This is a genomic window from Arthrobacter sp. P1_D4 (genome assembly GCF_056406115.1).
In genome coordinates this window covers 189988-216979 of sequence record NZ_JBFUAU010000003.1, presented here as the reverse complement: position 1 = coordinate 216979, position 26992 = coordinate 189988, and the positions used below count along the sequence as shown (strand labels likewise).

Below are 26992 nucleotides of genomic sequence, written 5' to 3'. Positions count from 1 at the left end.
AGATGTGGGATGCGGATGAGGTCAACCGGCCGGTGCGCTGGCCGTCATTTCGTGGACGGGGCGTATTCCGGGTAGTAGCGCTGGATCTCCTGAACGGTCTTGCCGGCCCTCACCATTCGCTCAACGGACATCATGCTCCGGACTTCCTCGTCCGAGGACCGGGTGCTGTTCCACGGTCCCATCGTTCGGTAGCAGAAGTCATTCGGATCGTTCAGCCTGGCGAGTTTTCATTCCTCTATTCATGGTTCCCCAATTGGCCAGAAATATGTTGGCGAGCCTACCGCACAGGTGCCAGGTTTCCCGAGCGACGGTGTTTTCCGCTCGGTCATGGAGGTTCGGCAGTTTGCCTCGCCGGAATCGCAGATGGGTCTTGATCCACTCCGCGGTCCTGGGAAACAATGTTCGCGGAATAATGGGCCCCGGAGAAAGGGTTTCAATGACAGCGCGGGATACCTCCTCAGTCGGTGCTCCGTGCTGGGTCGACACCTGGCAGCCCGACCCCCAGACGGCCAAGGACTTCTACGGTCCGCTCTTCGGGTGGACTTTCGACGACCCGACGCCGATGCCGTCCGGTTTCGACGGCGACTATTACGCTGCGCGCCTCCGCGGTCGGCTGGTTGCCGGAATCGGACAGGCGCCGCCGCAATCGCCGCCGGGGTGGATCACCCACGTGCGTGTCGTAAACGTCGGGGAAGCCTTGGCTCGTGCCGAGCGGGCGGGGGGCAAGCGCCTGGGGCCGTTTGGTGCCGGCCCGGATAACCGTATTGCTGTGCTCGCCGATGCCACCGGCATCCCGTTCTGCCTGCGGCAAGCAGGAGGGAACGACGGCGCCCAGCTGGCCAATGAGCCGAATTCCTGGGCCATGAGCTCGCTGCACACCACAGATCTCGGGCGGGCCCAGGCGTTCTACGGTGCAATGTTCGACTGGGAACTCGAACCCGTCCCGGACGCCCCCTTCTCGCGGTGGCTCCGCTCCGGCCGGGTAGTGGCAGTGGTGGCAGCCACGGACGGCGTCGCGGTCCCGCCGCATTGGAGCGTCAATTTCGCCGTCCGCGACGCGGACGCCATTGCCCGGCAGGCCCTAACACTGGGTGGCAGCATCTTGATGGCGCCCATGGACTCGCCGGGATTTCGCAGCGCCGTGATCAGGGACCCCCACGGCGGCACCATCGCGGTCAGCGCAACTACCGGCTGACGCTTGCTGGAGAGCATGAGCGCCACACCGATTTGCGGCGCTGGTAGGGTCAGCCCATGGATGAAATTTTGGGGAAGTTCATCAACGATTTCGCGCGGCTCGTGGAGCTTGCGCAGTCCGGGCAGCGTCGGGGGCAACCGGGTACCCAGCTGCTGACTGCGCTCACCGAGCATTTGGCGGTCCGGGCCGAATCAGTGTCAGTAGTGGTTGAGGAGATTCCGCCGCACCGATTCGTGGACGCAGACATCCTCATGGAAGAGCTCGCCGCAGAGGATCCTGAGTTCCGGCTCGTGGGCATCGGCGGCGGCGACCAACGCCACCATCACTCGCTGAGCGACATGCTGCAGCAGTCCCAGCTATATCCGCAGTTCCCCCTGTCCCAGCCGGACTACGCCAACTTGGCTGTCGGGCCGGACGAACAACGGCAGGCCGTGGCACTGGGGCTCTGGCTATTCAGCCATGGAGGCAGTCCGATCGCCGTGCTGCAGCGGGACGCCAACCCCCGGTACGGCCGGCAGTCAGCTTCCCTTGAGGTTTTGGCCGGCGCTACAGATAAGGCCGCACGCTTCCTCTCGGAGTTCCGCAATCGGATGCAGCACCGCAGCGTGCTCAAGGGACAGGTCATTTCCCTGGTGATGGGCGAGTATGGTCCCAGCGCGGCCGGGGTGACGTTCCATGCACGGCCCGTCCTTGCCGCGTCGGATGTCATCCTGCCGGATGGCCTGCTGGAGAGAGTGTCGGACCACGCCTTAGGTATCGCCGAGCACCGTGAGACTCTGATCAGGTACGGCCAGCACCTCAAACGCGGCGTCCTGCTCTACGGCAGGCCGGGGACGGGCAAGACCCACACGGTACGGTATTTGTTGAGCCGGAGCGAAGGTGTCACAGCAATCCTTCTTTCGGGAGGATCGCTCGCCAGGATCTCAGAAGCCGCCACCATGGCCAGGGCGCTGCAGCCCTCCATCGTCGTCCTTGAGGACTGCGACCTCATCGCCGAGGACCGCAGCTTCGGGCACGGACCACAGCCGCTGCTATTCGAGGTGCTGGACGCCATGGACGGTTTGACCAGCGACGCGGACGTGGCGTTCGTCCTCACCACCAACCGCGTGGACATGTTGGAACGCGCCTTGGCCCAGCGTCCCGGCCGTGTGGACCTGGCCGTGGAAATTCCTATGCCTGCCCGGGCGGAGCGGGTTGCGCTGATCACACTGTATGCCCGCAGTATTCCCCTCAGCCCGAGCTCGATTGAAGACGCCGCCGCCCGCACCGAAGGAACCACCGCCTCGTTCGCACGCGAACTCGTCCGCCGCGCGGTCGTTGCCGGCGCATTGGACGGCGCGCCGGTGGCGGACCATCATCTTCAGAAGGCTGTGGATGACCTGATGGCCGACAGCGCCGCGCTCACCCGAAGCCTCCTCGGCAGCGGCGCCGGAGACGGCTCTGAGGGCATGGGCGGACCGTTCCCCGGACCGCCGGCGGCCTTCCATCCCGGGGGCTAGGACGCACCGCGCCAGTGCAATTGGGCCCTCAGCGCCGCCACCGGTACGGGGTGGTCGTTGAGACTCGCAGCAATCCATAGCGTTCCAGGATCGGTCGCGAATATTCAGTCGAGTCACTGTGGATGAGTTTCTTCCCGAGCGCCAGCGCGGCCCGGGCCCGGGCGGCGGTGAGGGCCCGGTAGATACCCTGGCCACGCCATTCTGGACGCGTCGCCCCGCCCCAGATGCCCGCGAATTCCGTACCCGGCACCGGCTCGAGGCGGCCCGCGCTCACGATCAGTCCTTCGTGTTCGGCCACCCACAGTTCCATGCCGTCATCGCGCGCCATGCGTTGCAGGATTGCGTCGGCGTTGCCGTCGGAGACGTCAACGCCGAAAACCTCGTCCTGCATCGCGCTCATGGCGCGGATGTCCCGTTCTGCGCTCACCGGCCGCAGGCTGACGCCGGGCGGGAGCTGCACGTCCGCATTCAACGCGTTTGCCGGTCCGATCATGATCGACTCGGTCTCATCGGGCTCAAATCCGTTGTCGAGCAGTGCCCCGTGGAGTCCGGGTGCATGATCGTGGCCGCGGGTTTTCCACTCGACCCGCACGATCGCGGGATCGCTGCGGTAAAACGCGAGCGCTTCGGCCACCCACTGCGCGATCGTCCGGGCGTTGGCCCCATCGAGGTTCTGATAGGTCACGAAGCCCCTGCCGCCTGCGAAGGTCACCAGCCGCAGCGGACCCAGCCGTTCAACGCCGCTGGCACCGGGCGTCTCGGCAGCTGTCCGGAGTTGCTGGTCGTACGCCACAAGAAGTTCTTCAGAAAGAGTCATCGGCGTCCACCCTACAGCCACACCGGACACCGGACGCCGGATACAGGACACCCGGCGCTCACGTTCCCTCACCGAGGGGCAACTCGGCCGGAGCGATGGCTAAGTGTCACCTGCACTCCTGCCGCCGCCCCGAGCGCGGCCGCATGGCGAAGGTCCGCCTCCGCCGCAAGACCCCCCACGCTCCGCTCTGGAGGGCGTCCGCAGCCTCGCCGTACCCGGCCCCAGGCCTCTTCCGCGGCCAGCCCGCGAGGCTTAGACTCGATTGGCTTGAGCAAACAGGGAGAAGTTCGGCATGAGGCTCGTCGTCGATCTCACTAAGTGTCAGGGTTACGCACAATGCGCCTTCCTCGCCCCGGAGGTCTTCACGATCCAGGGGGACGAGGCACTTACCTACGATCCGGCCCCTGACGAGGCGCAGCGCACGAGGATCCGGCGGGCCGCCGCGGCCTGCCCGGTCCAGGCCATCCGCCTCGACCAGCTTGAAGAGCCGCAGAGGCCGCGGCCTCCCGAAGAAGCCCCGGGAACGGCCGCTGCCGCCGGAGGCAACGGGGGCACGTTCCTTCGATCCGGCAGGATTGTCATCGTGGGCACGTCACTGACCGGGCTGCGCGCGGCGGAGCGGCTGCGCGAGGAAGGGTTCACGGGCTCGCTGACTCTCATTGGTGAGGAAGCGCACGAGCCGTATGACCGGCCGCCGCTCTCGAAACAGGTCCTGGCCGGGTCGGTGCGGTCCGCTGACACGTCGCTGCCGCGCCGCCGGGGAATCGACGCCGACTGGCGCCTGGGCGTCGCGGCCACGGGTCTGGATCTCGCCGCCAGGCAGGTGCACCTCGCCGACGGTGGCCGGATCGGATTCGACAAGTTGTTGATCGCCACTGGCGTGCGGGCCCGGTCCTGGCCAAACGCGGCGGAGGCGGCGCTGGCAGGCGTGCTGACATTGCGGACCCGGGAGGACGCGGCAACGCTTCGGCAGCTCCTGGCCGCATGCCCTCGCCCTCGCCGGGTCCTGGTCATTGGCGCCGGGTTCATCGGCTGCGAGGTCGCTTCGGTGTGCCGCGAACTTGGCCTGCCGGTCACCGTGGCGGAGGCAGGCCCGGCACCGCTTGGCGCGGCGCTCGGCAGCGTGATCGGTGCAATTGCCGGAGATCTGCAGATCGAGAACGGCGTGGATCTGCGCTGCGGCGTCAGGGTCGTTTCACTGGAAGGCGATGCCGGCGGACAGCTGCGCCGCGCCCGCCTCTCCGATGGCACAACACTTGACGTGGACATCGCGGTCACCGCGCTCGGGACCGTTCGTAACGGTGACTGGCTCGCAGGCTCCGGATTGGCGAGCGGCGTGTGGGGTGTCGCGTGCGACGCCGGCTGCCGGGCTTTCGACGTCAACGGGCTGGTCACCGATGACGTCTTCGTCGCCGGCGACGTTTCCCGCGCCCCGCAGCCGATGTTCGGCTACCAGTTCCTCGCCGTCGAGCACTGGGGCAACGCGGTCTCCCAGGCCGAGGTTGCAGCGCACAACATGGTCAGCGGCGAAACGGCACGGTGGCCGCACCTGGCTGTGCCCAAATTCTGGTCCGTCCAGTTCGGCACCGAAATTAAGAGCGTGGGCGTGCCCTCGGTCGCCGATGAGGTCGCCATCGTGCAAGGATCGGTCGGATCCCGGCGGTTCCTGGCCGTTTACGGCTACAAGGGCCGCATCGTGGCTGCAGTGGCGTTCAACCAGAACAAATGGCTTGACTTCTATGAACCGCTGATTGACCAAGCGGCGTCCTTCCCGCCGACTTTCCACCATATTGACGAGCCGGACGATGCGCAGCCCGTGCCGGCCGGGTTCCAGCCTGCCGCCAGCCCCACCCAGGATGCGACCGTCGTCGTGACCGGCCACTATCCCAATGAGCGGCGCGCCAGATTGACTGACCGCCGCCTCCCGTAATGCGCCGCACCGGAGACCGGCAGCGACCGGCCCACGACCCAAGGAGCCTTCGCCATGGCCGAGCCCAGCACCTGGGAGCAGATCCTCGACTACACCAACCGGGCTAACCCCTACCCGTTCTACGACGAACTCCGCAAAACCCCCGTGAGACGCCTTCCGGACGGAAGCTATCTAGTGAGCACCTACGCGGAGATCGCCGCCCTGTTGCACGATCCACGGGTCAGCTCCGACATAACCCGCAACCCGGCTGCCGCCGCGGCGGGCGCCACGATTGGTGAGGACGGGGACGGCGCCGGCATGACGCCGACTTTCCTCAGCATGGATCCCCCGGATCACGACAAGTTCCGGCGGATCACCATGCGGCACTTCGGGCCGCCCACGACGCCTGGCAGGGTGGCCGGGATGGAGGCGCGGATGGCGGAAATTGTCACCGATCTGGTCGACAACATGGCGGACCGCAGCCGGATCGACGTCGTCGATGATCTGGCGTATCCCCTGCCCGTCACGGTGATCTGCGAACTTCTCGGTGTGCCCCCCGGAGATGAACAGCGCTTCCGGGTCTGGGTGGACCTGGCCCTGCAGTCCACCGATCCCGGACTCGATCCCGAAACCCAGCAAAAGAAGAGGATTGAGGCCGGCACGGAACTGCGCGCGTTCATGCAAGAGCTGGTCGACGCCCACCGGCAGGCCCCGGGGACTGACCTGCTTTCAGCGATGGCCACCGATGATGGCCCGGAGGGCCGCATGCCGGACGAACAACTGGTGAGCACCGGGCTTCTCCTGCTCATCGCCGGACATGAAACCACAGTAAACCTCATCTCCAACGGCGTGCTGACGTTGCTCCGCCACCCAGACGAGCTCCAGAGGCTGCGCGCTGACCCCGGCCTGGCCATCCCGATGGTCGAGGAGCTGCTCCGCTACGAGCCGCCCGTGCATTTCGTCCCGTTCCGCACCGCCCTCGACGACATCGACATCGCCGGCACCACCATCCCAGCCGGCGCCTCGCTCACCCTGGTCCTTGCTGCGGGCAACCGCGACCCCGCCCACGTCGCTGACCCCGGGCTCTTCATCCCTGACCGGGCCAACAACCAGCACCTCGGTTTTGGGGGCGGCGTTCATCTTTGCTTCGGGGCGCCCCTGGCCCGGCTGGAAGCGCAGATCGCACTCACCGAATTCGCCACCAGGCTGGAGAACCCGCGGCTGGTATCGGACCCACCGCCGTACCGGCCGAGCCCGTTCCTGCGCGGCCCCTCCCACCTCCCGGTAGACATCGACGGCGTCCTTGCCCCTGGCCGGGCAGCCGACGGGCTAGCTGCACGCGGCGGCGATCAACTGCCGCGCCAGGGCGAGGCCCTGCCTGGCCGGGCCTTCAGCCCCCAGCACGGCGGCCGTTGACAGCGTGCCGTTGAGGACCAGCAGGAGCTGCTCTGCCAAGATCCTCACCCGGGACCTCAGCGGGTAAGCCCCTGCCGACCGTCGCCCGGAAAATGCACTTCAGCGGGTGACGGTCAGCGGCTTCATCGGCATCACGCAGGACACCCGTTCGAGGCGGACGTCGCCAGCGCCCGCCACGCGGTTGTTCCTGCCGGTGTCATCGCACCAGTCAATGTTGTAGGGCACCGCGGTTACGGCGGCATCCCCCGCGGCTGTCCGGGCGGGCACGACAAACGTGTAAGTGAACCCGCCGGCGTCGTTCATGGCGCTGGTGGTATTCACGACTTCCACCCCGGTTGCGTCGGTGACGCTTACCTGGATGCGCGCGTTGTTGCCGTAGCGGGGGTTGCAGCCAGCGTCCGGGGCTGCCACCGTCACGCTTTGCCCCGGTGCGGCCGTCGTCGGGGTCAGCGAATAGGCGGGCGGAAAGCATGGCGGCTCCCCGCCCGTGGAGGACGAGCACCCCGATAGCGAGGCAGCCAGTACCAATGCGCCAACCGTGGCACGGATCGTGGAGCGTCGCCCGCTGTCTTTCAGACAGAAAACCATGCCGTCAGTGTCGCTGGTACAGCAGTCGGCGCCTACTGTTGTGCTGAATTCGTGCCCGGATCGTTGCCGGCGCCTGCCCGCCGGCGGTTGACCGCCCCCATCAAGCGCAGGCAGAGCGCCCAGTAGGCTACCCCCGCGGCCAGCGAGCCTGCCACGGCCAAGGCGGGGCTGATCCCGGCCAGCGGCGGATAGACCACCCAGTGGACAAGGTATGCGTAGAGGGAGGCGCTGGCGAGTACCACCATGAGTCGGCGGAGGACCTGCGGCACCGTAATGCTGGGGAGCCAGATGAGCAGCAGGATCCCGGCGAGGAGCGTGGCCTCCCGGCCGGGGTTCTCGAAGAATCCTGGAATGGTCAGGACTGCAATGACCGAGACCAGGCAACGCTGTGCGACGGTCCGGGACCGTGCGATAGCCCAGCCCAATGCGAAGAGCCAGAGCGCGGGCGCCGTGTGCGGCACGCCCGGGTTGACCAGCTCATACCGGGTCAGGAGCCCCACGCCGGTCAGCGCCAGCGGAAAGAGCAGCGGGAACCGCCGCTCGGCCCGGTCCGCCCACGGAATGGCCAGAAGCGCCGTCGCCGCGAGAAGCAGGTAGACGAGAATTTCGATGAACCAGAAGTGCCACTGGGTGCTCACCCCCTCCGGCCCGAGGACGGCGTTGAGCAGCACGATATTGGCGGGCGCGTAGTTGTCGGTGATCAGGAAGGCCACCGCGATGAACGCCATGCTCGGCACGATGATTCTTGCCACGCTGGACAGCTGCCTCCGCAGCCGCGGGAACCGCGTCCCAGAGAGCTGGAAGCGTGCGAAGTTGTAGCCTGCCACCGCCATGAGCACGTGGGCCGCACCCTGCCAGCTGAACAGCCCAACGTGCGTGCTGACGATCAGGACGATCCCGACGGCCCGCAGCACGATGCTCGTTTCCACGGGCGCAAAGAAGCGTCGACGCGTCCGGCCCGGTGCAGTTCGCGGCGGCACCAGGGCCCGGACCGGGGTCACGTGCCAATCCGGCGGGAGATGGCCCAGCGCCTGTTCCAGCCGTACCGATGCGGCCACGTAGGACAGTGAGTCCCCGCCCAGGGACACGAACGTGTCGCTGTCCGCGATGTCGGCGCACTCCAGCACGTCCTGGAAAATCTTCCGAACGCTGTCCGGAGCATTATTGTCCGGCGCGCCGGTTTCCGTCGCGGGGGCGGGTGCTGGCCCTGGTTTCGGCGCGGACAGGGCCAGGACGCCCCTGTAGTCGAGCTTGCCCGTGGCCAGGCGCGGGAGATGTTCGACGGCGTGGACCTCGAGGGCGGCTCGCGGCAGCCCCATGCCCTGGGCGAGGACCTTGCCCAGCAGGTGCGCGTCGTGGTCGCCTTCAACGGCGACGACGACGCCGTCGTCCGTCCCGGCGCTGGCCGCCTGCACACCGAGGTCCGCCAGGAGCCGCTCCACCTGCCCCAGGTCAACGCGCAGCCCGACGATCTTGACGAACCGGCTGCGCCGGCCCACCACTTCGTAGACGCCCGTCGGGTGCAGCCTGGCAAGGTCGCCGGTGCGGAGCTCCGTAACGGTCCGGCCCGCGGCGAGGTCCGCCGGGCATTCGGCATAGCCAAGCATGACGTTGGCGCCGCTGTAGACAAGTTCGCCGTGCTCCAGCCCCGGCACGGGGTCGATCCGGAACGAGCCGCCGGGCACCGGGATACCCACCGCGCCCGGCACCTCGGCCGCCAGTTCAGGAGGCAGATATGCCATCCGTGCCGTCGCTTCGGTCTGGCCGTACATCACGAAAAATTCCCAGCCGCTGCGGCGGCCAAGTTCGGCGTATTTCCGCACCGAATCCGGCCCCAGCCGGCCCCCGGCCTGGGTGACGTAGCGCAGGCCGGGCAGATCCATGTCCGCAAACCCGACCCGTTCCAGCAGTTCAAAGGTGTATGGAACGGCCGCGAAGGACGTGGCTCCCCGGCGTCGGAAGAGCTCCCAGAAGCACGGATCAACCACGGAAAGGCCGGTCAGGACCAGCCCGGCGCCCCGGAGCAGGTGGCTGTTGATCACGGACAGCCCGTAACAGTAGGACATCGGCAAAGTCGTCACGGCCCGGTCGTCGGGCCCGATGTTCAGGTACTGGGCAATCGACTCGGCGTTGGCCTGCAGGTTCGCATGCGAGAGCCGCACGAGCTTGGGCGAGCCCGTGGATCCGGACGTGCTGAGCAGGAGCGCGAGGTCCGGGTGAAGCTCATGGCGGGTGCCGGTCCGGCGTTCGTCCAGCAGGAGCTGACCGTTGCCGGATTGGACAACGACGTCGGGGTCGTAGGCCGCAACGAGGGATTCCAGGGCGGCCGGCTTGTCCTCCGGCAGGAGGATCAGCGGGTGGCCGCCGGCCAGGGCCGCCAGATAGACCACCAGAGAGTCGACGTCGTTGGCTGCGGCGAGCGCCACGAGGCGCCGCGKGGCGCCAAGCCGGAGGGCGAAGGCATCGACCCGCTCCGCCAGCTCCCGGTACGTCATTGCCAGGGTGTCAGTAAGGATGGCTGGGCTGTCCCCGTAGCTCGCAAGATCGGCGGCAAAGGGCACCCGCATCAAGTCAAGCTGCGTGGTCACCCGGACGATGTTATTAGATTAGGCTTACCTAATCCAAATTAGGGTACGAAAGGTTTGCGTAATCGCCGCGAATCGGTATCCTCCTTACTTAGGTGTACCTAAGTCGGGCCTGCCTCGGCGATGTTGCCGGGACAGCCCACACGGTCCCGCACCCCTGCCTCCGCACCCCTGCCTCCGCTCCCCCACACCGCACTGCTCCACCCCCACCGATCCAAGGAAACACCATGCCCAGCATCCCCCTGCCCAAAAACGCCCCCCGGTTCCGGAAGACGCTTGCCCTGTTGGCCGCGGCAACCGCCGTTCCGCTGGCCCTGGCCGGCTGCATGGGCAACCCAAAGGACCCGGGCGCCGCCGGACCCATCCAGGTCACGAGCAGTCCCGCCGTCGACGCCCACCTTCAGGGCCTGCTGGACACCGGCACCCGGCAATACTCCGCTTTCGTCGTGGATCAGACGGATCAGCTGGTTACCGGCACGAGGGCATTCGCGGCGGCTTACGCCGCCGGGGATGCGACGAAGGCCCGCGGGCTCTATGCCGCCACGCGCATGCACTGGGAGCGCATCGAGCCGGTCGCCGAGTCGTTCGGGGACCTGGACCCCAAGCTCGATGCCCGTGAAGCCGACCTCGAACCCGGCCAGGAATGGACCGGCTGGCACCGGGCCGAGAAGGACCTGTTCCCGCCGGCCGGCTACACGCCCCTCGCACCGGCGGAGCGTGCCACCATCGCCACGCAGCTTGTTGCCGACACCGAGGACCTGGCCCAGCGGACCCGCACTGTGGAACTCTCCGCGGACAAGATCGGCAACGGCGCCAAGGAGCTCCTGGACGAGGTGGCCACCGGCAAAGTTACCGGGGAGGAAGAAATCTGGTCCCACACCGATCTCTGGGACTTCCAGGCCAACGTTGACGGAGCCCGGACCGCCTTCGAGAGCCTGTTGCCTGCGCTGCAGCAGAAGGACCCGGACCTGGGCGAAGCGCTCGAGGCCAAGTTCGCTGCCTTGCAGGCCGGGCTCAAGCAGCATTCCACCGGCGCAGGCTTCGCCTACTACAACGACCTCAGCCAGGACCAGGTGCAGCAGCTCGCCTCCCTGGTTGATGCCCTGGGCGAGCCCCTGGCCAAGCTCACTTCGGCAGTAGCCCCGTGACCGGCTGCCCCTTCGGCGCCAACCCCCGCCGGGCCCCCGACGGCGGCGCCCCCGAATCAGCTAGCGCACCGGAACCAGCCAAGGCATCGGGAGCCGCCGCCATGCCCGCGCCGCCGGCAGCCCCCGATTCGGGAAAGGGCCGACTGTCCCGCCGCGGGCTCCTGTCCCTGGCAGGAGCCGGCGGCGCGGGCGCCGTCGCCGGTCTGGCCGCTGGCTTCCTCAGCCACGACGCCGTCGAGGCCGCGGCCGCCCCAGTGGCAGAACCCGGCGACATCATCGCCTTCCACGGTGTCCGGCAGGCCGGCATCGTCACGCCGGCCCAGGACCGTCTTCACATTGCAGCCTTCGACCTGGTCACGGAGGACCGTGCAGAGCTCATCCGGCTCCTGAAAGACTGGACGGACGCCGCCGCGGCGATGACCCAGGGGCGCAGCACGGGCAGCAGCGGCGCCGTCGATGGCCCCTACGACGCCCCGCCCGAGGACACAGGTGAGGCCCTGGACCTCGGGGCCGGCAGACTCACCCTCACCTTCGGGTTCGGCTCCGGCCTGTTCGAGAAGGACGGCAACGCCCGCTTTGGACTCGAGGGGCGCCGCCCGGACGCCCTGATCGACCTGCCGCACTTCCCAGGCGACGACCTCCAGCCCGGACGCACCGGCGGCGACATCGTGGTGCAGGCCTGCGCCGACGACCCTCAAGTGGCCGTCCACGCGATCCGCAACCTGGCCCGCATCGGCTTCGGGCAGACGCGCGTCCGCTGGTCCCAACTCGGCTTCGGGCGGACGTCGTCCACGTCGAGGTCACAGGCCACCCCGCGGAACCTTTTCGGCTTCAAGGACGGCACCAACAACCTCAAGGCCGAGGACACCGCTTTGCTCGAGGAGCATGTGTGGGCAGGCCAGGGAACGCGCCCGGAAGAGGGCTGGATGGCCGGCGGCACGTACCTTGTGGCGCGCCGGGTCCGGATGCACATCGAAATCTGGGACCGCACCTCACTGCGGGAACAGGAGGCGTTGATCGGGCGCACCAAGGGCGCAGGGGCCCCGCTCTCCGGCGGCGAGGAATTCACCGCTCCCGACTTCCAGATCCAGGGTCACGGCGGGGAACCGCTGATCCCGATGGACGCCCACGTCAGGCTCGCGCACTCGAGCCAGAACGACGGCGTCAAGATGCTCCGGCGCGGCTACAACTACGCCGACGGCTCGGACGGCCTGGGGCACCTCGACGCCGGACTGTTCTTCATCGCGTTCGTCACGGACCCCAGGACCCACTATGTGCCCATGCAGCTGGCCATGGCCAAGGAGGACACGCTGGCCCTGGAATACCTCAAGCACACCGGCTCGGGCCTGTTCGCGGTTCCGCCTGGCATCCGGGCGGGAGGCTTCATCGGCGAAGGTCTCTTCGCATGATGGCGGCAGTCACCGGTGCCCGCAGGCCGCCGGGCCCAGCGGAACCCGGCGAACTCCACGGCCCGATCTTCCGGACCCCAGCACCAGCGGACCCGGCAGGCTGACAGGCAGCCAGAAAACTTGACCCGTAGGAAATATCCTACCTATTATTGGTCCGTGCCAGTCAGAACGAAGGATTCTCCCACTGACCTTCTCTTCGGAGCGTTGGCTAACCCCACCAGGCGGGACATTCTGACGCTCCTGCTGGAGGGGCCACGAACCGCTGGCGAGATTGCCGAACGATATGACATGGCCCGACCAAGCGTGTCCGAGCATTTGAGGGTGCTGCTCGATCGGAACCTCGTCTCGGAGGAGCGGAGGGGACGGACAATTCGATATTTACTGACACCCGAGCCTCTTGCCGACGTTGCCTCGTGGCTGTCGCCTTTCGAGAAGTTCTGGCGCGCCCGCCTAAAAGACCTGAACCATACTCTCGAAAACCTGAAGGACACCTGATGTCATTGACGTTGACGGCCATAGAGCTCGACGAATTTCTCCCCCACCCGCCCGCAAAGGTGTGGAGGGCGCTCACGGAACCGGCCCTGATCGCGGCGTGGCTGATGGAAAACGACTTTGAACCCGTCATTGGGCACCGCTACACCATGCGCGGGACTCCTGTCCCGGCCGTAGGCTTCAGCGGTCTTGTCGCCAGTGAAGTTCTTGAAATTGACCCCGAACGGCTCCTGCGGATCTCCTGGCGGGACGCAGAAGCGGGCAACAACCTGAACAGCACAGTCACATGGACCCTGGTCCCCGAGGGGGCAGGGACACGACTGTTCCTCATCCACGAAGGATTCGACCCGGAAGAGCCGAGTCATGTGATCGCTCACCGCATTATGGGTGGCGGCTGGCGCGGACAGATCCTCAAGAAGCTGACGGAAACGTTGGCCCAGATCGGGGAGTAAAGAATCGGGGAGTAAAGACTCGTCAGGTTGAGGCGCTGGCTCTGAACACGGCGCTGGACGGGAGCCTGACGCCGGGGAGTCCTCGGCTAGCGCCCGGCGGGGAGGATCCGGCTGTGGCGCTTCTCGGCCACCGCCGGATCGAATCTCGTATCTTCCAGAGCCCCTCCGTCGTCGAGCCAACGGCGGTTGGTGTAGAAGCTGATAGCCCGATCGTTGCCCTTCTCCACCCAGAGAAATGCCCGTTCATAGCCGAGTTCGATCAACTGTTGTTCCGCGGCCGCGAACAGGACGGAACCTACGCCCTGCGCCCACCAGTCCGGATGCACGTTGATCGCGTGGAGCTGACCGGTTCCCGGGTCCGGGTCGCCGGCAGCAGGGCCGAGGATGGCGAACCCGGCAACCGCATCGGCGCTTTGGACGACGAGGTGAATGGTCCCTTGCCTGGGTTCAAGGATGTTTCGGCGCCAGGCGGATGCCGCGCGGTCGACGTCAAGGCCGTCCAGGTAATCATCGGTCAGGACGCCGCGGTAAGTGGCCCGCCAGGCCGCGATGTGGATCTCGGCCAGCCGTGCGGCGTCGTGCACGGTTGCGGCCCTGACACTGATGTCCGGAGTGGTCATGGTCCAGAATCTATCAACTGCGGTCACCGGGGCCGGGCGGCGCGCGCGAGGCGGCGGGCAAGGTAGCCGATGACGAGGACGCTGGCTGCGGCGAGGAGCCACGTGCCCGCGGATCCAAGGGCCGGGCCGCTCGTGCAGGTGCTGGCGGCGCCGGATTCCGCCGTGTAGTCGATGCACTCGCCTGTCCGAAAGCCGAGAAGCAAGGCGTCGACGGCGATCACCAACAAGATGGCACACACCCAGGGCCAAATCGGACGCCGGCCGGGCCGAGGCGTTTCTTCCACGGCCCTCCTCCGCATCTCCGTAAATGGGCTAGCCCTTGGAACTCCTGGCAGACATCACACTAGGGTCGATTCCGTCAGCGCGGTACCCTGCATTAACACCGTGTCGGCCTCCACCGGCCACGTCGACCGCTGCGGACCGGGCCGGCCGAACGGAACCGTTTTCTGGAAAGGTCCACGCAATGTCAGAATCTGATCTTTCGGCACTCCGGGAGCGGGCTGCCCGCGGTGACAACGACGCCATCGGCGAGCTCATCGAGCTGGCCGCGGAGCGGGAAGATTTCGAGGAGCTGCGAAAACTTGCCGACGGCGGCAGCCGCGACGCTGAGGATCAGCTGGTTGAACTCGCAGCTGAGAAGGAAGATCTGGATGAGCTTCGGCGTCTGGCAGCTGCCGGCAATACGGACGCCGCAGAAGTGCTGGCCGAACTCACTGAGTAAGCACTCCCGTATTTCGGCCGGGTCACCACAGCTGAAGTTGACTACGTCAATAGTCGCTGCAGCCTCTATGCTGCGCTGAGTCGCAAACGCGTCATCAACTCTGGGGGTTTGAAATTGGACCTTGGTCTGCTTGTTGCGGTTCTTTACTGGGCCTTTCCGGTGGCGGCGGTATTCGTCCTGGCGCGAACCGTATTCCGGCTGAACACGTATCTGAGGCTGCGGATCGCACAGCTTCGCGCGGAGGCCCCGGCCATTGACGCGGCAGAGCCACGACCCCATTTCCGTCCACAGGATTGATCAAATGTCGTCGATCCCTCCGAAAGCGCACGCCGTGTGAGGCCTCGGGAGTTCAGACCGAGCGGTACCGGAGCGAGCCGGGAATCTCTCCCCGGGATCCGAGGCCTTCCCCGTAGGCGAACCGTGCCCACAGCGCCCGCATCGCCCGGCCGTGGGCATTGACCTCGTCCCACGTCGCCCCCGCCAGGAGTCCGGCACCTTCCCACGTGCGCTGGTGGCCGAAGAGCAGGGGCAGGTCAACGGTGTGCGCGGCGCCATAGAGATTTCCCGGTGCGCGCCAGGACAGCACGTAGCTGTGGGCCCGCCCGCCCGCCCGGACATGCCGCCTGGCAAATTGCCTGGCCGCTTTGCCGTACACCAATTCCGTAACCACCCATGTGACCGTCTTGAGCACTGCGCTGCCGACCACGGGAATCCTCGCCACCCGGCCCAGGCGCGGGCTGCGCGGCAGAAACAGCCGGGCTTCCTCCGCTGTGTAGCCGATCAGGATGTCGATCGCCGGGGCAGCGGCATTCCAGGCCCGGTCAAGCCCGGATTCCTCGGGCAGGGGTGAATGCCCGTACTGGATCCCGAACGGCATGGCAGCCATCAGACCGAACTTCCTCGCCGCCCGCGCCACGTCTTCTTCAATAGCGACGACGTCCATCGCCGGAGTCGCGGCGGTAACCGCCTCCGCGGCCACCCCCATGGCGGCGGTCATCCTTTCCCGCCCCCGGGTAATGCCCAGCGGCGCACTTTGAATGATGGCGCGCTGGAAGAGTGACGCCGCGTCAGGGGTCGCCATGAGGTGCGCGACGGCGTCTCCGCCCGCGGATTGCCCGAACGCGGTGACGCGGCCCGGATCGCCGCCGAAGGATGCGATGTTGCGCTGCACCCACCGGAACGCCTCGATCTGGTCGAGCAGGCCGAGGTTGGCGGGACGGCCGGTGCTGGTGGACAAATATCCGAAGAGGCCCAGCCGGTAGGTCACCGAAACGACGATCACCCGGGTTTCGGCAACCAGCGCTGCGGGGTCGAAGATCGCCAGATCCCCGGAACCGGACGTGTAGGACCCGCCGTGCAGCCACACCATTACCGGCAGCCGTTCACCGTCGTGGAGATCGGCCGGCAGGGTGATGGTCAGGCGCTGGCAATCCTCGCTGCCCGGAAGTTCGCCGTAGCGGGTGCCGAGCACGTCATCCAGGAAGGGCACCGGCGCCTGCGGGCACGCCGGAGACAGGGATGTCGCCTCGAGCGTCTCGGACCAGTCGGGTGCCGGCGCGGGCGGCTGAAAGCGTTCCGCGGTGGCGTAGGGAATGCCGGCGGCACGCACGACGGCGCCGTCGCGCCATCCGGTGATCGGGCCACACGGCGGATCGAAGGAAAGGTTCACGTTTGTTCCGGTCTAGCTGTTCTTCAGGAGGGCAACGTCGGAGACAAGATCAATGTGCTCCAGCATCGCCGCCGCGGCGGCCGCCGAGTCCCCGGACCTGATCGCGTCGGCGATCTTGCGGTGGGAGGCGAGCGACTGCTCCGGCCGGCCGGGCTGTCCGAGCGATTCGAGGCGCGTTTCCAGGACCATGCCGGCAATGAAGGTCATGAGCTGGGCCAGGACCGCCGAGTGGGCCGCGGCGGTGACGGCCTGGTGGAACAGCTCGTCGCCGCGTGCGCCGCGGTCTCCCGAGGCGACCTCTGCCGCCATGGCTTCGAGGGCGTGATCGATCGCGTCCATGTCCTGCTCCGTGCGGCGGGCCGCGGCCAGTTCGGCCAGCTTGACCTCCAGCGTGCTCCGCGCCTCAACGATCTCGGGCAGACGGCTCCGGTGTTCGCGGAGGCCTTTGATCACGGATGGAACGTTCGGCCGGTAGACCAGCACCGCTCCGGTGCCGTGCTGGACGTCGATCACGCCAAGCACCTCGAGGGCCACCAGGGCCTGCGCCAGAGTGGCACGCGAAACACCCAACCGCTCGGCAAGTTCCCGTTCGGCCGGCAATGTGTCCCCGGGGCCCAGCTGGGCGGACTCGATGAAGTCCATGATCTGCTCCACCAGCTGCTCGTAAAGCCGGGGCCGCGAAACGCGGGAAATCTGATGCGTTGCCGCCTGCTTTGCCATGCGCGTCCTTCCAGCCTGTCCTGACCCCTAAGACTACCGGAGAACTATTGACAAAGACACCTAGTGTCTAGGAGGCTAGGCCACTAAGCCAGTAACGACCCACTTCGATCCGGAGGAACAACGATGTCCGCTCCCGTCCTGTCCATCATCATCCTGGCGGTGATGTTCCTTCTGGCCACGGTGCTGCCACTCAACATGGGTGCCTTGGCCTTCGTCGGCGCCTTCCTGCTGGGCTCCGTGGTGCTGGGGATGTCCACCAACGACATCCTGGCCAACTTCCCCGGCGGCCTGTTCCTGACCATCGTCGGGGTTACCTACCTGTTCGCCATCGCGCAAAACAACGGCACCATCGACCTGCTGGTCCGGGGCGCCGTCCGGCTGGTCGGCAGCAAGGTCGCCCTGATCCCGTGGGTCATGTTCGCCATCACCGCGGTGATTACCGCCGTCGGCGCCCTCTCCCCGGCCGCCGTGGCCATCATCGCGCCGATCGCCCTCAGCTTCGCCGCCAAACACAAAATCAATCCGCTCATGATGGGCATGATGGTGATCCACGGCGCGCAGGCCGGCGGCTTCTCCCCCATCGCCGTTTATGGCGTCACCGTCAACAGCATCATTGCCAGGACGGAGCTGGACGCCAACCCGATGGCGATCTTCCTGGCGAGTTTCCTCTTCAACCTGGCCATCGCGCTGGTGCTGTTTGTCGTCCTCGGCGGTGGCAAACTGCTGTCCACCCCGGGCGGGCGGCTGGTGGAACAGGCCGCAGAAAAGCGCCTGTCCGTCAGCGTGGGTGCCCGCGCGGCCGGCGTCACGCTGCAGGGATCCGGGTCCGACATCTCCGCCGCCGGCGTCTCGGCCAAGGGCACCTCAGGCTCTGGAACATCCTCGGCCGCCGGTCCCGCCCCGGCCGGCGCACCTCCGGCCAGCGGCGCCCGTGCATCCATGCCCCAGCTCATCACCATCCTTGGCCTGATCGCCCTGGCCGTCATCTCGCTCGGATTCAAGGTGGACGTCGGCTTTGTTTCAATCACCATCGCGATCGTCCTCGCCCTGGTGTCTCCCGCAGCGCAGAAGGGCGCCGTCAACAAGATCAGCTGGTCCACGGTCCTGCTTATCTGCGGCATGCTCACGTTCGTGGGAGTCCTCGAAGAAGCCGGCACCATCGCATTCGTGTCCGGCGGAGTGGCGGATCTCGGCATGCCCCTGCTCGCCGCCCTGCTGATCTGCTACATCGGTGCCATCGTCTCGGCCTTCGCCTCCTCCACTGCCATCCTCGCGGCCCTCATTCCATTGGCGGTGCCGTTTCTGGCCACCGGCGAGGTCGGCGCCGTCGGCGTGATCGCCGCCCTGGCCGTGGCCTCAACGATCGTGGATGTGTCCCCGTTCTCCACCAACGGCGCCCTGGTCCTGGCCAACGCGCCCGAGGACGTGGACAAGGACAGGTTCTACAAGCAGATCCTGGCCTACAGCGGCATCGTCGTCGCCGTCGGACCGGCCGTCGCCTGGCTGGTCATGGTAGTCCCGGGCTGGATGTGACCGCTGGATGTAGCCGACAAATCAACCAACCGCGCAAGCCCACCGCGCACCCGCCACGACCGACCAATGAAGGAACACGTCCATGAGCACCGAACCCATGCCCGACGCCGAAGGCCCCCTCACCGGCTATCTCGTAGTAGACCTGAGCCGCGCCCTCGCCGGCCCGCATGCCGGGATGATGCTGGCTGACCTCGGCGCGCGGGTAATCAAGGTGGAGAACCCCGGCACCGGCGACGACACCCGCGGCTGGGGGCCGCCATTCGTGGGCCCCGAGGATGATCCGCAGGCCACGTATTTCCTGTCCTGCAACCGCAACAAGGAATCCATTGCCCTGGACTTGAAGAGCGACGACGGGCGGGCAGTGCTGCGGGAGCTGCTGGAACGCGCCGACGTGGTCATCGAGAACTTCCGTCCCGGCGTCCTGGACCGGCTCGGATTCTCCGCCGCGCAGATGCACACCCTGAATCCGGCACTGGTGGTCCTCTCCATCACAGGATTCGGGCACGACGGGCCCGAATCCCAGCGCAGCGGCTACGACCAGATCCTCCAGGGCGAGGCCGGGCTGATGTCCCTGACCGGATCCGGGCCGGACGATCCGCAGCGGGTCGGGGTCCCCATCGCCGACCTCCTCTCTGGCATGTACGGGGCGTTCGGCACCCTCGCGGCGCTGCTCCAGCGTGAGCGGTCCGGCCAGGGCCAGATCGTCCGCACCTCATTGCTCGCGGCCCTGATCGGGGTCCATGCCTTCCAGGGCACCCGGGCCACGGTTGCGGGCGAAGTGCCGCAGGCGCAGGGCAACCACCACCCGTCCATTGCCCCCTACGGACTGTTCCACTGCCGGCAGGGCAGGGTGCAGATCAGCGTGGGAAGCGAGAAGCTCTGGAAGACGTTCGCCTCGACGTTCGGGATCGACGCCGCGCGGCCGGAGTTCGCCACCAATGCGGACCGCGTGCGCAACCGCGAGAAAGTCATCGAAGAAGTGGAGCAGGTGTTCTCCGATTTCGAGGCCGAGCCGCTGCTCACCAAACTCAACGACGCCGGCATCCCGGCCGGCAAGGTCAGAACCCTGGACGAAGTCTACGAATGGGAACAGGTCCACTCGCAGGGTCTGGTGATCGACGTCGAGCATAAGATCCTCGGCACCGTGAGCCTGCCCGGCCCGCCGCTGCGGTTCTTCAGCGCCGCCGGCACCAACGAAACCACGCTGACGTCCCACACCGCACCGCCGCTGCTGGACCAGGATGGGGAGCAGGTCCGGCGGTGGCTGGGGCTGACACCCGGCACCCCAGCCGGCGCCCGAGCAGGCGCGGCCACAGTCGCCGGCCAGGAAGGCCCCCGGGCATGCTGACCCGGCAGAAGGTCCGGCACCTGGACGCCACCGAACTCATCGCCGCGGTCCTCGATCCCGGGTCCTACCGCAGCTGGGACGCGCCCGTGGTGGACCCCGATCCCGGCCCCGAGTACCGGCAGGAACTGGCCGCCGCCCGGGCCAGGACCGGCGTGGACGAATCCGTCCTTACCGGCGAAGGCCTGATCCGGGGCCGCCGGGTGGCCGTCATCGTCAGCGAGTTCCGGTTTCTCGCCGGCTCCATCGGCCAGGCCGCCGCGGAACGGATCGTCACCGCCGTCGAACGGGCCACCCGCGAAGGCCTGCCCCTCCTCGCCGGCCCCGCGTCGGGCGGGACCCGCATGCAGGAAGGGACCATCGCGTTCCTCTCCATGGTCAAGATCAGCGCCGCCGTCCGCACCCACCGCAAGGCCGGACTGCCCTACCTGGTCTACCTGCGTCATCCCACCACGGGAGGCGTCATGGCCTCGTGGGGGTCCCTCGGCCATATCACCGCCGCCGAGCCCGGCGCCCTGCTCGGCTTCCTCGGACCCCGGGTCTACGAGGCCCTCCACGCCACCCCGTTCCCGGAGAACGTTCAGACGGCCGAGAACCTTTTCGACAAAGGGCTGATTGACGCGGTGGTCCCTCCCTGGCAGCTGTCCGACGTCGTCGACCGCGCCTTGGGCATCCTGGTCACCGGCCCCCGCCCGCCGGTCGCCGCGCCCGCCACGCTGTCCGTGAAGCCGTCCGGCGCCGGCGCCTGGGAATCGATCGGTATTTCCCGCGACCCCCGCCGGCCGGATGTCCGGCAACTGCTGGCGCACGGGGCCCGGGATGTTCTGCCGCTCAACGGCACCGGCCAGGGCGAAAAGGAGCCCGGCCTCCAGCTGGCCCTGGCCCGTTTCGGCAGGGAATCCTGCGTCGTGATCGGCCACACCCGGCCCCGGGCGACGCGGCCGACGGGCATGGGACAGACCGCGGTGGGGCCGGCGTCCCTCCGGGAGGCCCGGCGTGGCATGCGCCTCGCCGAGGAACTCGGGCTCCCGCTGGTCACCATCATCGACACCGCCGGTGCCGCCCTGTCCCAGGAGGCCGAGGAAGGCGGCCTGGCCGGCGAGATCGCCCGCTCCCTGCACGACCTCATCGGACTCAACGCACCCACGGTGTCCGTACTGCTCGGACAAGGATCCGGCGGCGGGGCACTGGCCCTCTTGCCCGCGGACCGCACCATCGCCGCCCAGCACGCCTGGCTCTCTCCTTTGCCGCCGGAAGGCGCGAGCGCGATCGTCCACCGGAGCACGGGCTTCGCCGCGGCCATGTCCGAGGCCCAGGGCGTCAACGTCGCGTCGCTGCACGCCAACGGACTTGTGGAGCACATCGTGGACGAACGGCCCGATGCCGCCGACGAGGCGCAGGCCTTCTGCCAGCGCCTCGGCCGGGCCATTGAATACGAACTCGCCATGCTCTCCACCGCAGGAGTCGACGAACTGCTCCCCGGGCGTCTGGCGAAGTACCGCAATCTGGGCAGCGTCCTTGCGCCAGTGGCGGGACGCCGCCCGGCGGGGTCACCGCTGGATGAGGCTCAGAGCAGGCTCGAGAACTCCGCGTAGCTGAGCGGGGCGTAGCGTCCGTAGGCGGCGATCACCGCGGCCTCGACCGCATCGACGTCGAGGCCCGGCACCAGGTCATCGGCCGCGCCGGCCGTCGCGGGGTCCCATTCGAGGCCGAGGGCGGCGTAACTGGCCTCCAGGACCGCGCGGATCGGGGCGGAGTCCGCCACCACGATCACGGAGCTGAAGAGCCAGCCGCCGGCGACCACCCGCTGGGCGGTGCCGACCAGCTTGATTCGGTGTTCGGGGACCTCCGGGTCGCTGCCGTGCACGCTGAACTCCCCGGGGCAGTACTCCCCCGGGATCTCGCCGACGCCGGCATCCACGCCGGCGTCGCGCAGTGCCCCGGCGAGCAGTTCGCCGAACCGCGAAAACCTCCCCTTGGCCCCGGCAATCGCGTCCGCATCGGGTTCCAGGTGATCGATGACGAGCGTTCGTTCGTGGTAGGCCGCCGCGCGGCCTCCGGCCTTGCGGACCAGCGGCTCGAAGCCCAGCTGCCGGCAGGCGTTAGCGGCGGCCTCGAAGCCGGGCAGGTGCGTGTCGCGCTGGCCGAAGGCGACCGTGGGGACCGGCCGGTACAGCCGCAAGGTGGGACCGAGTGAGCCGGTCTTGACCTTCTGGAGGAGCCCGAGCGCGAAGTCGAGGTCGGCCGCGGCGCCAAGTGATTCCTGCTGCCGCACCACCGTCAGTGTCCGGGACCCGGCTGGCGCCTGCGGCATGTTGTTATGCTCCCTTATGGTCATTCTGCAATTCCTCGTCGTAGCCGCCGCATTCGCCGTCATCGACGCCATCTGGCTCAAGACGATGAACCCGTTCTACCGCCGCCAGATTGGTGACCTGATGGCCGACAAGCCCAATCTAGGTTACGCGGTGGTGTTCTACGTGATCTACATTGCCGGGATCGTGTTCTTTGCCCTGACGCCAGCGCTCGACGGCGGCAGCTGGCTCAGCGCTGTGGGCTACGGTGCCGCGCTGGGCGTGTTTGGCTACGCCACCTACGATCTGACAAATGCCGCCACGCTCAAGACGTGGCCGTGGCAGCTGATCGTCGTGGACATCCTGTGGGGTGCCGTGTTGACGGCGCTGGCCACGTTGGCCGGCTGGCTCGTCTTCCACTGAGCTAGGACCTGCGCAGCGTCAGGATCTGTTCCGCGCGTCCGAACGGGCCTGTGAGGTCATGCAGCACCGTGGAGGTGAGCCCGATCCCGTCCGTACCGAACGTGACTTCGTTGTCCAGCCCCAGCCACTCCCCCTCCGGCTGCCGGTACATGTGGATCTGCAGGTCCAGGTTGGGGAAGGCGTAGCTGCCCTTGCCCGGCGGGACCCGGGCGGCAATGCCGTTCGCCGTGTCCACGAGGCCGACCAGCCGGGCGAGGTCGCCGCTGTCCGCCCGGTCTGTCAGCGGGTAGTCGGTGCGGAGCCAGACGGTTCCCGAGCCCGCCCGGTGGCCCTCGGCGATCCGCATGTGCAGGGAGGCGATGTAGCCGCCGGGCCAGACGGCCGCGGCGTCGTACGGCTCGCAGTCCTCCGGCGCCGGAATCCTGGGATCCTCGAAGGCCGCGATGGCGGACGTGTCAGAGGTGATCATCCGCCAGGCCGTGGCGCGAATGGCCGTGCGCCCGCCGGAAACGAGCTCGGCCTGCACCAGTTCGATGGTCCGGCCCGGGCGCAGGGTGGAGGTCACGATCTCGAACTCACCGCCGGGGATCAGCCCGAGGATTTCGTAGCTGAGCCGCGCCATGCGCATATCTTCGCGGGGCTCGTGCCGGGCCAGGCGGTCGGCCATGATGCCGGACGCGGGGGCCATGTGCTGCTCGTGTTCGTTCCAGGCGCCTTGGGCGTGGATGGTGGAGCGGAACCGCCCGTCCCCCAAGGCCTCGTAGTAGAAATCGCCCTCGGCAAGTTCCGGTAGTGCAGCAGTCAACGTCCGCCCTTTCGCATGGCTGGTGATTCCAGAACACACTATCCTGCTGCGCTTTCCGTGATCCCGGCCGCTGTGTTTCCGGCTCCGATCCGGCGCGGACCCCGGACGCGCGCTGCGCTTGTTCCCAACCGATCCGCTCGGACTGGGTAGACTCGGGTGAGGTTTTAACGACTATTCACCGAAGAGGTGCTCCCCCTGCTTAGAGTCATCAGCTACAACCTCCGCAAGCACGCGGCCAGCGGCGAGCTGGTCGATCTGGCACGTGATTTCGAGATTGATGCTTTGTGCCTCCAGGAGTGCGATACGGACGATCTGCCGGAGACCATCGGGGATCTGCACCTGGCCGATTCCACCAAGGGCAACCGGCTGGGCCTGGCGATCTATTACCGCATGAGCCGTTTCACGGCCTACGAGACCAAGACCTTCGCCCTTAAGAAGTCCATGCACGACCGTGTCCTCTCCCCCGCGCACGAGCGGCTCATCGGCACTCGTGTGACCGACAACGAGACCGACCACGAACTCGTCATCGCGTCCTTCCACGCGGCGCCGCTGACGGCGTCGAACTCTCTGCGGCGGAACCAGATCCATGCCGCCCACGCCGAGCTGCTCAGCATGGGTGGCGGGCTGATGTCACTGATGGTGGGCGACTTCAACTATCCGTTCTTCACCAAGTCCCTGACCGAGAAGATGAAGGACGCCGGCTACGACCTCACGATGAGTGACCGCCGGACCTATACCCGGTACAAGGTCTTCAAGGGCCATTTTGATTTTGCCACTTCCCAGGGGCTGGAGATCGAAAGCGTGGAGACGCTGCCCCGCGGCGCCTCGGACCACCTGCCCATCCTGATCTCGGCCGAATACGGCCAGGAGGCGCCCCCCAACGGTTCGGGACCTGCGGAGCATTAGCGGCCGGTCCTGCCGGGTCGGTGCTGACCGCCGGCGCTGCCGCTAGGAGATAGGTGACGCGCTAGGACCCCGCATTGAAGACGTCCCCGCCGAAACTGTCCAGGCCCGGCGCCCCGGCGTATCCGAGGCGCGGGAGCGAGAAGGCGTCTTCGATGCTGGCCAGGAGGCTGAAGTGGTTGTACGGCCGGTCCGACGTCGTGCCGCCCTTGGTGAGCGGCGAGAGGACCAGTGCACCAATCCTGCCGCCGGCCGTTCCTCCGGGCAGCAGCCCTGAGGGCCCAACTGTCTTGCCCTCGGACTCGTCGAAGGTGATCACCAGCATCCCGTCCTGTTTGAAGGCCGGGGAGTCCAGGATGGCCGGGACCTGCTGGCTCAGCCAAGTGTCGGCGGTGGCCAGTCCGCCTGCACTGCCGTCGACGCAGGGGTTGTCGTGGCCGTCATTGCAAAGATTGGGTGAGATGTAGGACAGGTTGGGGGTGGTGGCTACCGACTGGAGGTCACCGCGGAGTTCGCTGAAGTCCACCACGTTGCTCTGGCAGTCCGGCGACGAGGTGATGGCCTGGAAATACACGAACGGGTTGTGCCGCGTTGCGTACTGGTCACCCACCTTGGCGCCCTGGCTGGTGTCATGCCCGCCGAGGTCGGGATGACGGCACGGCGTGCCCATGTCTTCCATGTAGCCCTTCCAGGTCTTGCCTGCGGCACTGAGCTGCCCGGCGACCGTGGGGACCGAGGCCGGATAGACGCAGCCGGCGCCCTCCGCCAAGCCGAGCGCGCCCGTCCCCGTCAGCTCAAACGCGGCGTAGGTGGGGCAGTCCTCCCTCGTCATGGCGTTGGACGGCTGGCCGGAGATCTGGGCCAGGTAATTCGGGTTCGAATTGTGGGCGATCCCGTAGTACTTGGAAAGCAGGACACCCTGGCTGCGGAGCGTCTGCGACAGGTAGGGGGCCTCCGAGCCTGCGCCCCACACCTTGTTGTAGCCCTTGTTCTCGAGATTGATGACGAACACGTGCCCGGGCTTCGACGCCGCCCCCGCGGTGGCGGTGCCCCCGGCAGTGGGACCCGGATTGCCGCCCGGCGGCCCCGGCTCGCACGCCGCCGCCGATGCCACCAGGACTGCTGCAACAAGCAGCCGCGCGGCGATTCGTCGATTATTTTTCGTGGCAGTCCGGCTCATGGATTCCGGCTTTCTGATTGACCTGTCAGCGTGGCCTTGGCGGCTTCAGTGTCTGCACTCTTTCACACCGCGGTCAAGAAAACCCGCGAGGACCCTGCACAGTTGCTGGGAATGAGTTCAGTAGTGAATGCTGTGGTGGTAGTTTGCACTCATGGGCGCACCATCGGATTCCATTCCGCTCCTGGACCTGAGTACCGCCAGGGGGCGGGACGGCACGTTTGACCCGGCGTTTATTGATGCACTGCGCGACGCCACGCACCGGGTGGGCTTCTTCCAGCTGACGGGTTACGGGGCCCCTGCCGCCGAGGTGGACGAGCTCTTCGACGTCACGCGGCGCTTCTTCGAGCTTCCGCTTGAATCACGGCTGGAACTGGACAACCGGCTCTCGCCCCATTTCCGCGGTTACACGCGGCTGGGCCACGAAATCACCCAGGGGCGGCCGGACGCGCGGGAGCAGCTGGATTTTGGACCGGAGCGCCCCGCCGTCGAGGACTACCCGCCGGATCAGCCGTATTGGCTGGTCCAAGGGCCGAACCTGATGCCGGACCGGGCGTTGCCCGAGCTGCGCACCGTGTGCATGGCCTGGGCGGAACGGATGTCCGGCGTCGGGGCCGAATTGCTCAGCGCCATCGCCGTGTCGCTGGAACTGCCCGAAGGATACTTCGATGAACCCTTCCGGGACTCACCTGCCTGGATGGCCAAGTTGGTCCACTACGTCGGCGGCGTCGTCGCCGATGCCGGTCCGCAGGGTGTCGGCGCGCACGCGGACTACGGCTTCGTCACCTTGTTGCTCCAGGACCAGGTCGGCGGCCTGCAGGTACTCCCGCCGGGCACGGACAGCTGGATTCCAGTCGAACCCATTCCGGGGGCCCTGGTCATCAACCTGGGCGAAATGCTCGAAGTCGCGACCCAGGGTTACCTGGCCGCCACCATCCACCGCGTCGAGGCGCCCCCGGCCGGCGTCGACCGCTACACGGTCCCCTTCTTCTTCTCGCCCCGGCTTGACGCCGTCATTGAGCCAGTGCCCCTGCCTCCCGCACTCGCGGCCCGGTCCCGGGGGGTCACCGATGATCCGGACAATCCGATGCTCGCGTCCTACGGCGCAAACGTGCTCAAGGGCTGGCTGCGGGCCCACCCCGAGGTCGCCCGGATTCATCACCCGGAACTGGTCCGGACCACCGGGCAGGCCTGAACGGCAGCAGCACACCGGCCAACGTGCCGGGAATGACGAGCCGCCCGGCCCGAACGGCCCGCCCGGCGGCGTCCCCCCGC

Annotated in this window: 26 protein-coding genes; 15 read left to right on the top strand and 11 right to left on the bottom strand. The window is 67.4% G+C overall.

All coding sequences use genetic code 11. The features are described 5' to 3' along the window. Positions 1-44: 44 nt before the first annotated feature. Complete coding sequence (locus AC1D0A_RS05275; protein WP_243177336.1) at positions 45-182, bottom strand: hypothetical protein; 138 nt, start codon at positions 180-182, stop codon at positions 45-47. A 254-nt stretch (positions 183-436) separates the two neighbouring features. Here AC1D0A_RS05275 and AC1D0A_RS05270 point away from each other — a divergent pair, with 254 nt between their 5' ends. Together AC1D0A_RS05270 and AC1D0A_RS05265 are read left to right on the top strand one after the other, a co-directional pair. Further along, the gene (locus tag AC1D0A_RS05270; protein WP_476945324.1) at positions 437-1195 is read left to right on the top strand and encodes a VOC family protein; all 759 of its coding nucleotides are present in this window, start codon (positions 437-439) and stop codon (positions 1193-1195) included. A 56-nt stretch (positions 1196-1251) separates the two neighbouring features. Beyond that, positions 1252-2694, top strand: coding sequence for an AAA family ATPase (locus AC1D0A_RS05265; RefSeq protein ID WP_476945323.1), 1443 nt, complete (start codon positions 1252-1254; stop codon positions 2692-2694). A 28-nt stretch (positions 2695-2722) separates the two neighbouring features. On the opposite strand, the gene AC1D0A_RS05260 is transcribed toward AC1D0A_RS05265, so the two are convergent. Next, positions 2723-3511 (bottom strand): GNAT family N-acetyltransferase, encoded by a 789-nt coding sequence (locus tag AC1D0A_RS05260; protein ID WP_243177333.1) that lies wholly within the window; start codon positions 3509-3511, stop codon positions 2723-2725. Between the two features lie 292 nt (positions 3512-3803). On the opposite strand from AC1D0A_RS05260, the gene AC1D0A_RS05255 reads away from it, so the two are divergent. After that, positions 3804-5441 carry an FAD-dependent oxidoreductase gene (locus tag AC1D0A_RS05255; protein ID WP_476945322.1) on the top strand — a complete coding sequence of 546 codons (1638 nt, stop codon included), beginning with the start codon at positions 3804-3806 and terminating at the stop codon, positions 5439-5441. Between the two features lie 54 nt (positions 5442-5495). Beyond that, complete coding sequence (locus AC1D0A_RS05250) at positions 5496-6836, top strand: cytochrome P450 (protein WP_476945321.1); 1341 nt, start codon at positions 5496-5498, stop codon at positions 6834-6836. 99 nt (positions 6837-6935) lie between these two features. Here AC1D0A_RS05250 and AC1D0A_RS05245 read toward each other — a convergent pair whose 3' ends face one another. Together AC1D0A_RS05245 and AC1D0A_RS05240 are read right to left on the bottom strand one after the other, a co-directional pair. Continuing rightward, on the bottom strand, positions 6936-7247 hold the full coding sequence (locus tag AC1D0A_RS05245; RefSeq protein ID WP_476943489.1) for a hypothetical protein: 312 nt from the start codon (positions 7245-7247) through the stop codon (positions 6936-6938). Between the two features lie 209 nt (positions 7248-7456). After that, on the bottom strand, positions 7457-10012 hold the full coding sequence (locus AC1D0A_RS05240; protein ID WP_476945320.1) for an AMP-binding protein: 2556 nt from the start codon (positions 10010-10012) through the stop codon (positions 7457-7459). A 224-nt stretch (positions 10013-10236) separates the two neighbouring features. Here AC1D0A_RS05240 and efeO point away from each other — a divergent pair, with 224 nt between their 5' ends. The 4 genes from efeO to AC1D0A_RS05220 are packed head-to-tail and all read left to right on the top strand — an operon-like array spanning position 10237 to position 13510. Then, the gene (efeO, locus tag AC1D0A_RS05235) at positions 10237-11157 is read left to right on the top strand and encodes an iron uptake system protein EfeO (RefSeq protein ID WP_243177328.1); all 921 of its coding nucleotides are present in this window, start codon (positions 10237-10239) and stop codon (positions 11155-11157) included. Continuing rightward, positions 11154-12566, top strand: coding sequence for an iron uptake transporter deferrochelatase/peroxidase subunit (gene efeB, locus AC1D0A_RS05230; RefSeq protein ID WP_476945319.1), 1413 nt, complete (start codon positions 11154-11156; stop codon positions 12564-12566). Before efeO ends, efeB begins: the two co-directional genes overlap by 4 nt. Before the next feature lie 15 nt (positions 12567-12581). After that, complete coding sequence (locus AC1D0A_RS05225) at positions 12582-13061, top strand: metalloregulator ArsR/SmtB family transcription factor (RefSeq protein ID WP_476945318.1); 480 nt, start codon at positions 12582-12584, stop codon at positions 13059-13061. Further along, positions 13061-13510 (top strand): SRPBCC family protein, encoded by a 450-nt coding sequence (locus tag AC1D0A_RS05220; RefSeq protein ID WP_243177326.1) that lies wholly within the window; start codon positions 13061-13063, stop codon positions 13508-13510. The genes AC1D0A_RS05225 and AC1D0A_RS05220 overlap by 1 nt, the downstream gene beginning before the upstream one ends. A gap of 86 nt (positions 13511-13596) precedes the next feature. Here the strand turns inward: AC1D0A_RS05220 and AC1D0A_RS05215 are convergent, their stop codons facing one another. Beyond that, positions 13597-14130, bottom strand: a complete 534-nt coding sequence (locus AC1D0A_RS05215; protein WP_476943486.1) for an N-acetyltransferase family protein — start codon at positions 14128-14130, stop codon at positions 13597-13599. A 23-nt stretch (positions 14131-14153) separates the two neighbouring features. After that, positions 14154-14414, bottom strand: a complete 261-nt coding sequence (locus AC1D0A_RS05210) for a hypothetical protein (protein WP_476945317.1) — start codon at positions 14412-14414, stop codon at positions 14154-14156. A gap of 179 nt (positions 14415-14593) precedes the next feature. Here AC1D0A_RS05210 and AC1D0A_RS05205 point away from each other — a divergent pair, with 179 nt between their 5' ends. Beyond that, complete coding sequence (locus AC1D0A_RS05205) at positions 14594-14851, top strand: DUF1387 domain-containing protein (protein ID WP_243177323.1); 258 nt, start codon at positions 14594-14596, stop codon at positions 14849-14851. 349 nt (positions 14852-15200) lie between these two features. On the opposite strand, the gene AC1D0A_RS05200 is transcribed toward AC1D0A_RS05205, so the two are convergent. Both AC1D0A_RS05200 and AC1D0A_RS05195 read right to left on the bottom strand, forming a co-directional pair. Then, complete coding sequence (locus AC1D0A_RS05200; RefSeq protein ID WP_243177321.1) at positions 15201-16520, bottom strand: carboxylesterase family protein; 1320 nt, start codon at positions 16518-16520, stop codon at positions 15201-15203. 12 nt (positions 16521-16532) lie between these two features. Then, on the bottom strand, positions 16533-17240 hold the full coding sequence (locus AC1D0A_RS05195; RefSeq protein ID WP_028276186.1) for a FadR/GntR family transcriptional regulator: 708 nt from the start codon (positions 17238-17240) through the stop codon (positions 16533-16535). A 123-nt stretch (positions 17241-17363) separates the two neighbouring features. Here AC1D0A_RS05195 and AC1D0A_RS05190 point away from each other — a divergent pair, with 123 nt between their 5' ends. The 3 genes from AC1D0A_RS05190 to AC1D0A_RS05180 all read left to right on the top strand — a co-directional run bounded on the left by AC1D0A_RS05190 (position 17364) and on the right by AC1D0A_RS05180 (position 21713). After that, positions 17364-18773, top strand: a complete 1410-nt coding sequence (locus AC1D0A_RS05190; protein ID WP_476945316.1) for an SLC13 family permease — start codon at positions 17364-17366, stop codon at positions 18771-18773. An 82-nt stretch (positions 18774-18855) separates the two neighbouring features. After that, entirely contained in the window at positions 18856-20121 is a 1266-nt protein-coding gene (locus AC1D0A_RS05185) for a CaiB/BaiF CoA transferase family protein (RefSeq protein ID WP_476945315.1), read from the top strand. After that, positions 20115-21713, top strand: a complete 1599-nt coding sequence (locus tag AC1D0A_RS05180) for a carboxyl transferase domain-containing protein (protein WP_476943481.1) — start codon at positions 20115-20117, stop codon at positions 21711-21713. Before AC1D0A_RS05185 ends, AC1D0A_RS05180 begins: the two co-directional genes overlap by 7 nt. Here AC1D0A_RS05180 and AC1D0A_RS05175 read toward each other — a convergent pair. Next, entirely contained in the window at positions 21686-22432 is a 747-nt protein-coding gene (locus tag AC1D0A_RS05175; RefSeq protein ID WP_476943480.1) for a lipoate--protein ligase family protein, read from the bottom strand. The genes AC1D0A_RS05180 and AC1D0A_RS05175 overlap by 28 nt on opposite strands. Before the next feature lie 16 nt (positions 22433-22448). Between AC1D0A_RS05175 and AC1D0A_RS05170 the strand changes: the two genes are divergently transcribed. Next, a complete protein-coding gene (locus tag AC1D0A_RS05170) occupies positions 22449-22832 on the top strand; it encodes a DUF2177 family protein (protein ID WP_028276183.1) in 384 nt (127 codons plus the stop codon). A 1-nt stretch (position 22833) separates the two neighbouring features. Here AC1D0A_RS05170 and AC1D0A_RS05165 read toward each other — a convergent pair whose 3' ends face one another. Next, a complete protein-coding gene (locus AC1D0A_RS05165; RefSeq protein ID WP_243177316.1) occupies positions 22834-23637 on the bottom strand; it encodes a thioesterase family protein in 804 nt (267 codons plus the stop codon). A 186-nt stretch (positions 23638-23823) separates the two neighbouring features. Between AC1D0A_RS05165 and AC1D0A_RS05160 the strand changes: the two genes are divergently transcribed. Next, entirely contained in the window at positions 23824-24543 is a 720-nt protein-coding gene (locus AC1D0A_RS05160) for an endonuclease/exonuclease/phosphatase family protein (protein WP_028276181.1), read from the top strand. A 61-nt stretch (positions 24544-24604) separates the two neighbouring features. Here AC1D0A_RS05160 and AC1D0A_RS05155 read toward each other — a convergent pair whose 3' ends face one another. Continuing rightward, complete coding sequence (locus AC1D0A_RS05155) at positions 24605-25720, bottom strand: alkaline phosphatase family protein (RefSeq protein WP_476945314.1); 1116 nt, start codon at positions 25718-25720, stop codon at positions 24605-24607. Positions 25721-25871: 151 nt separating this feature from the next. Here AC1D0A_RS05155 and AC1D0A_RS05150 point away from each other — a divergent pair, with 151 nt between their 5' ends. Continuing rightward, on the top strand, positions 25872-26912 hold the full coding sequence (locus AC1D0A_RS05150; RefSeq protein WP_028276179.1) for an isopenicillin N synthase family dioxygenase: 1041 nt from the start codon (positions 25872-25874) through the stop codon (positions 26910-26912). Positions 26913-26992: the final 80 nt, after the last annotated feature.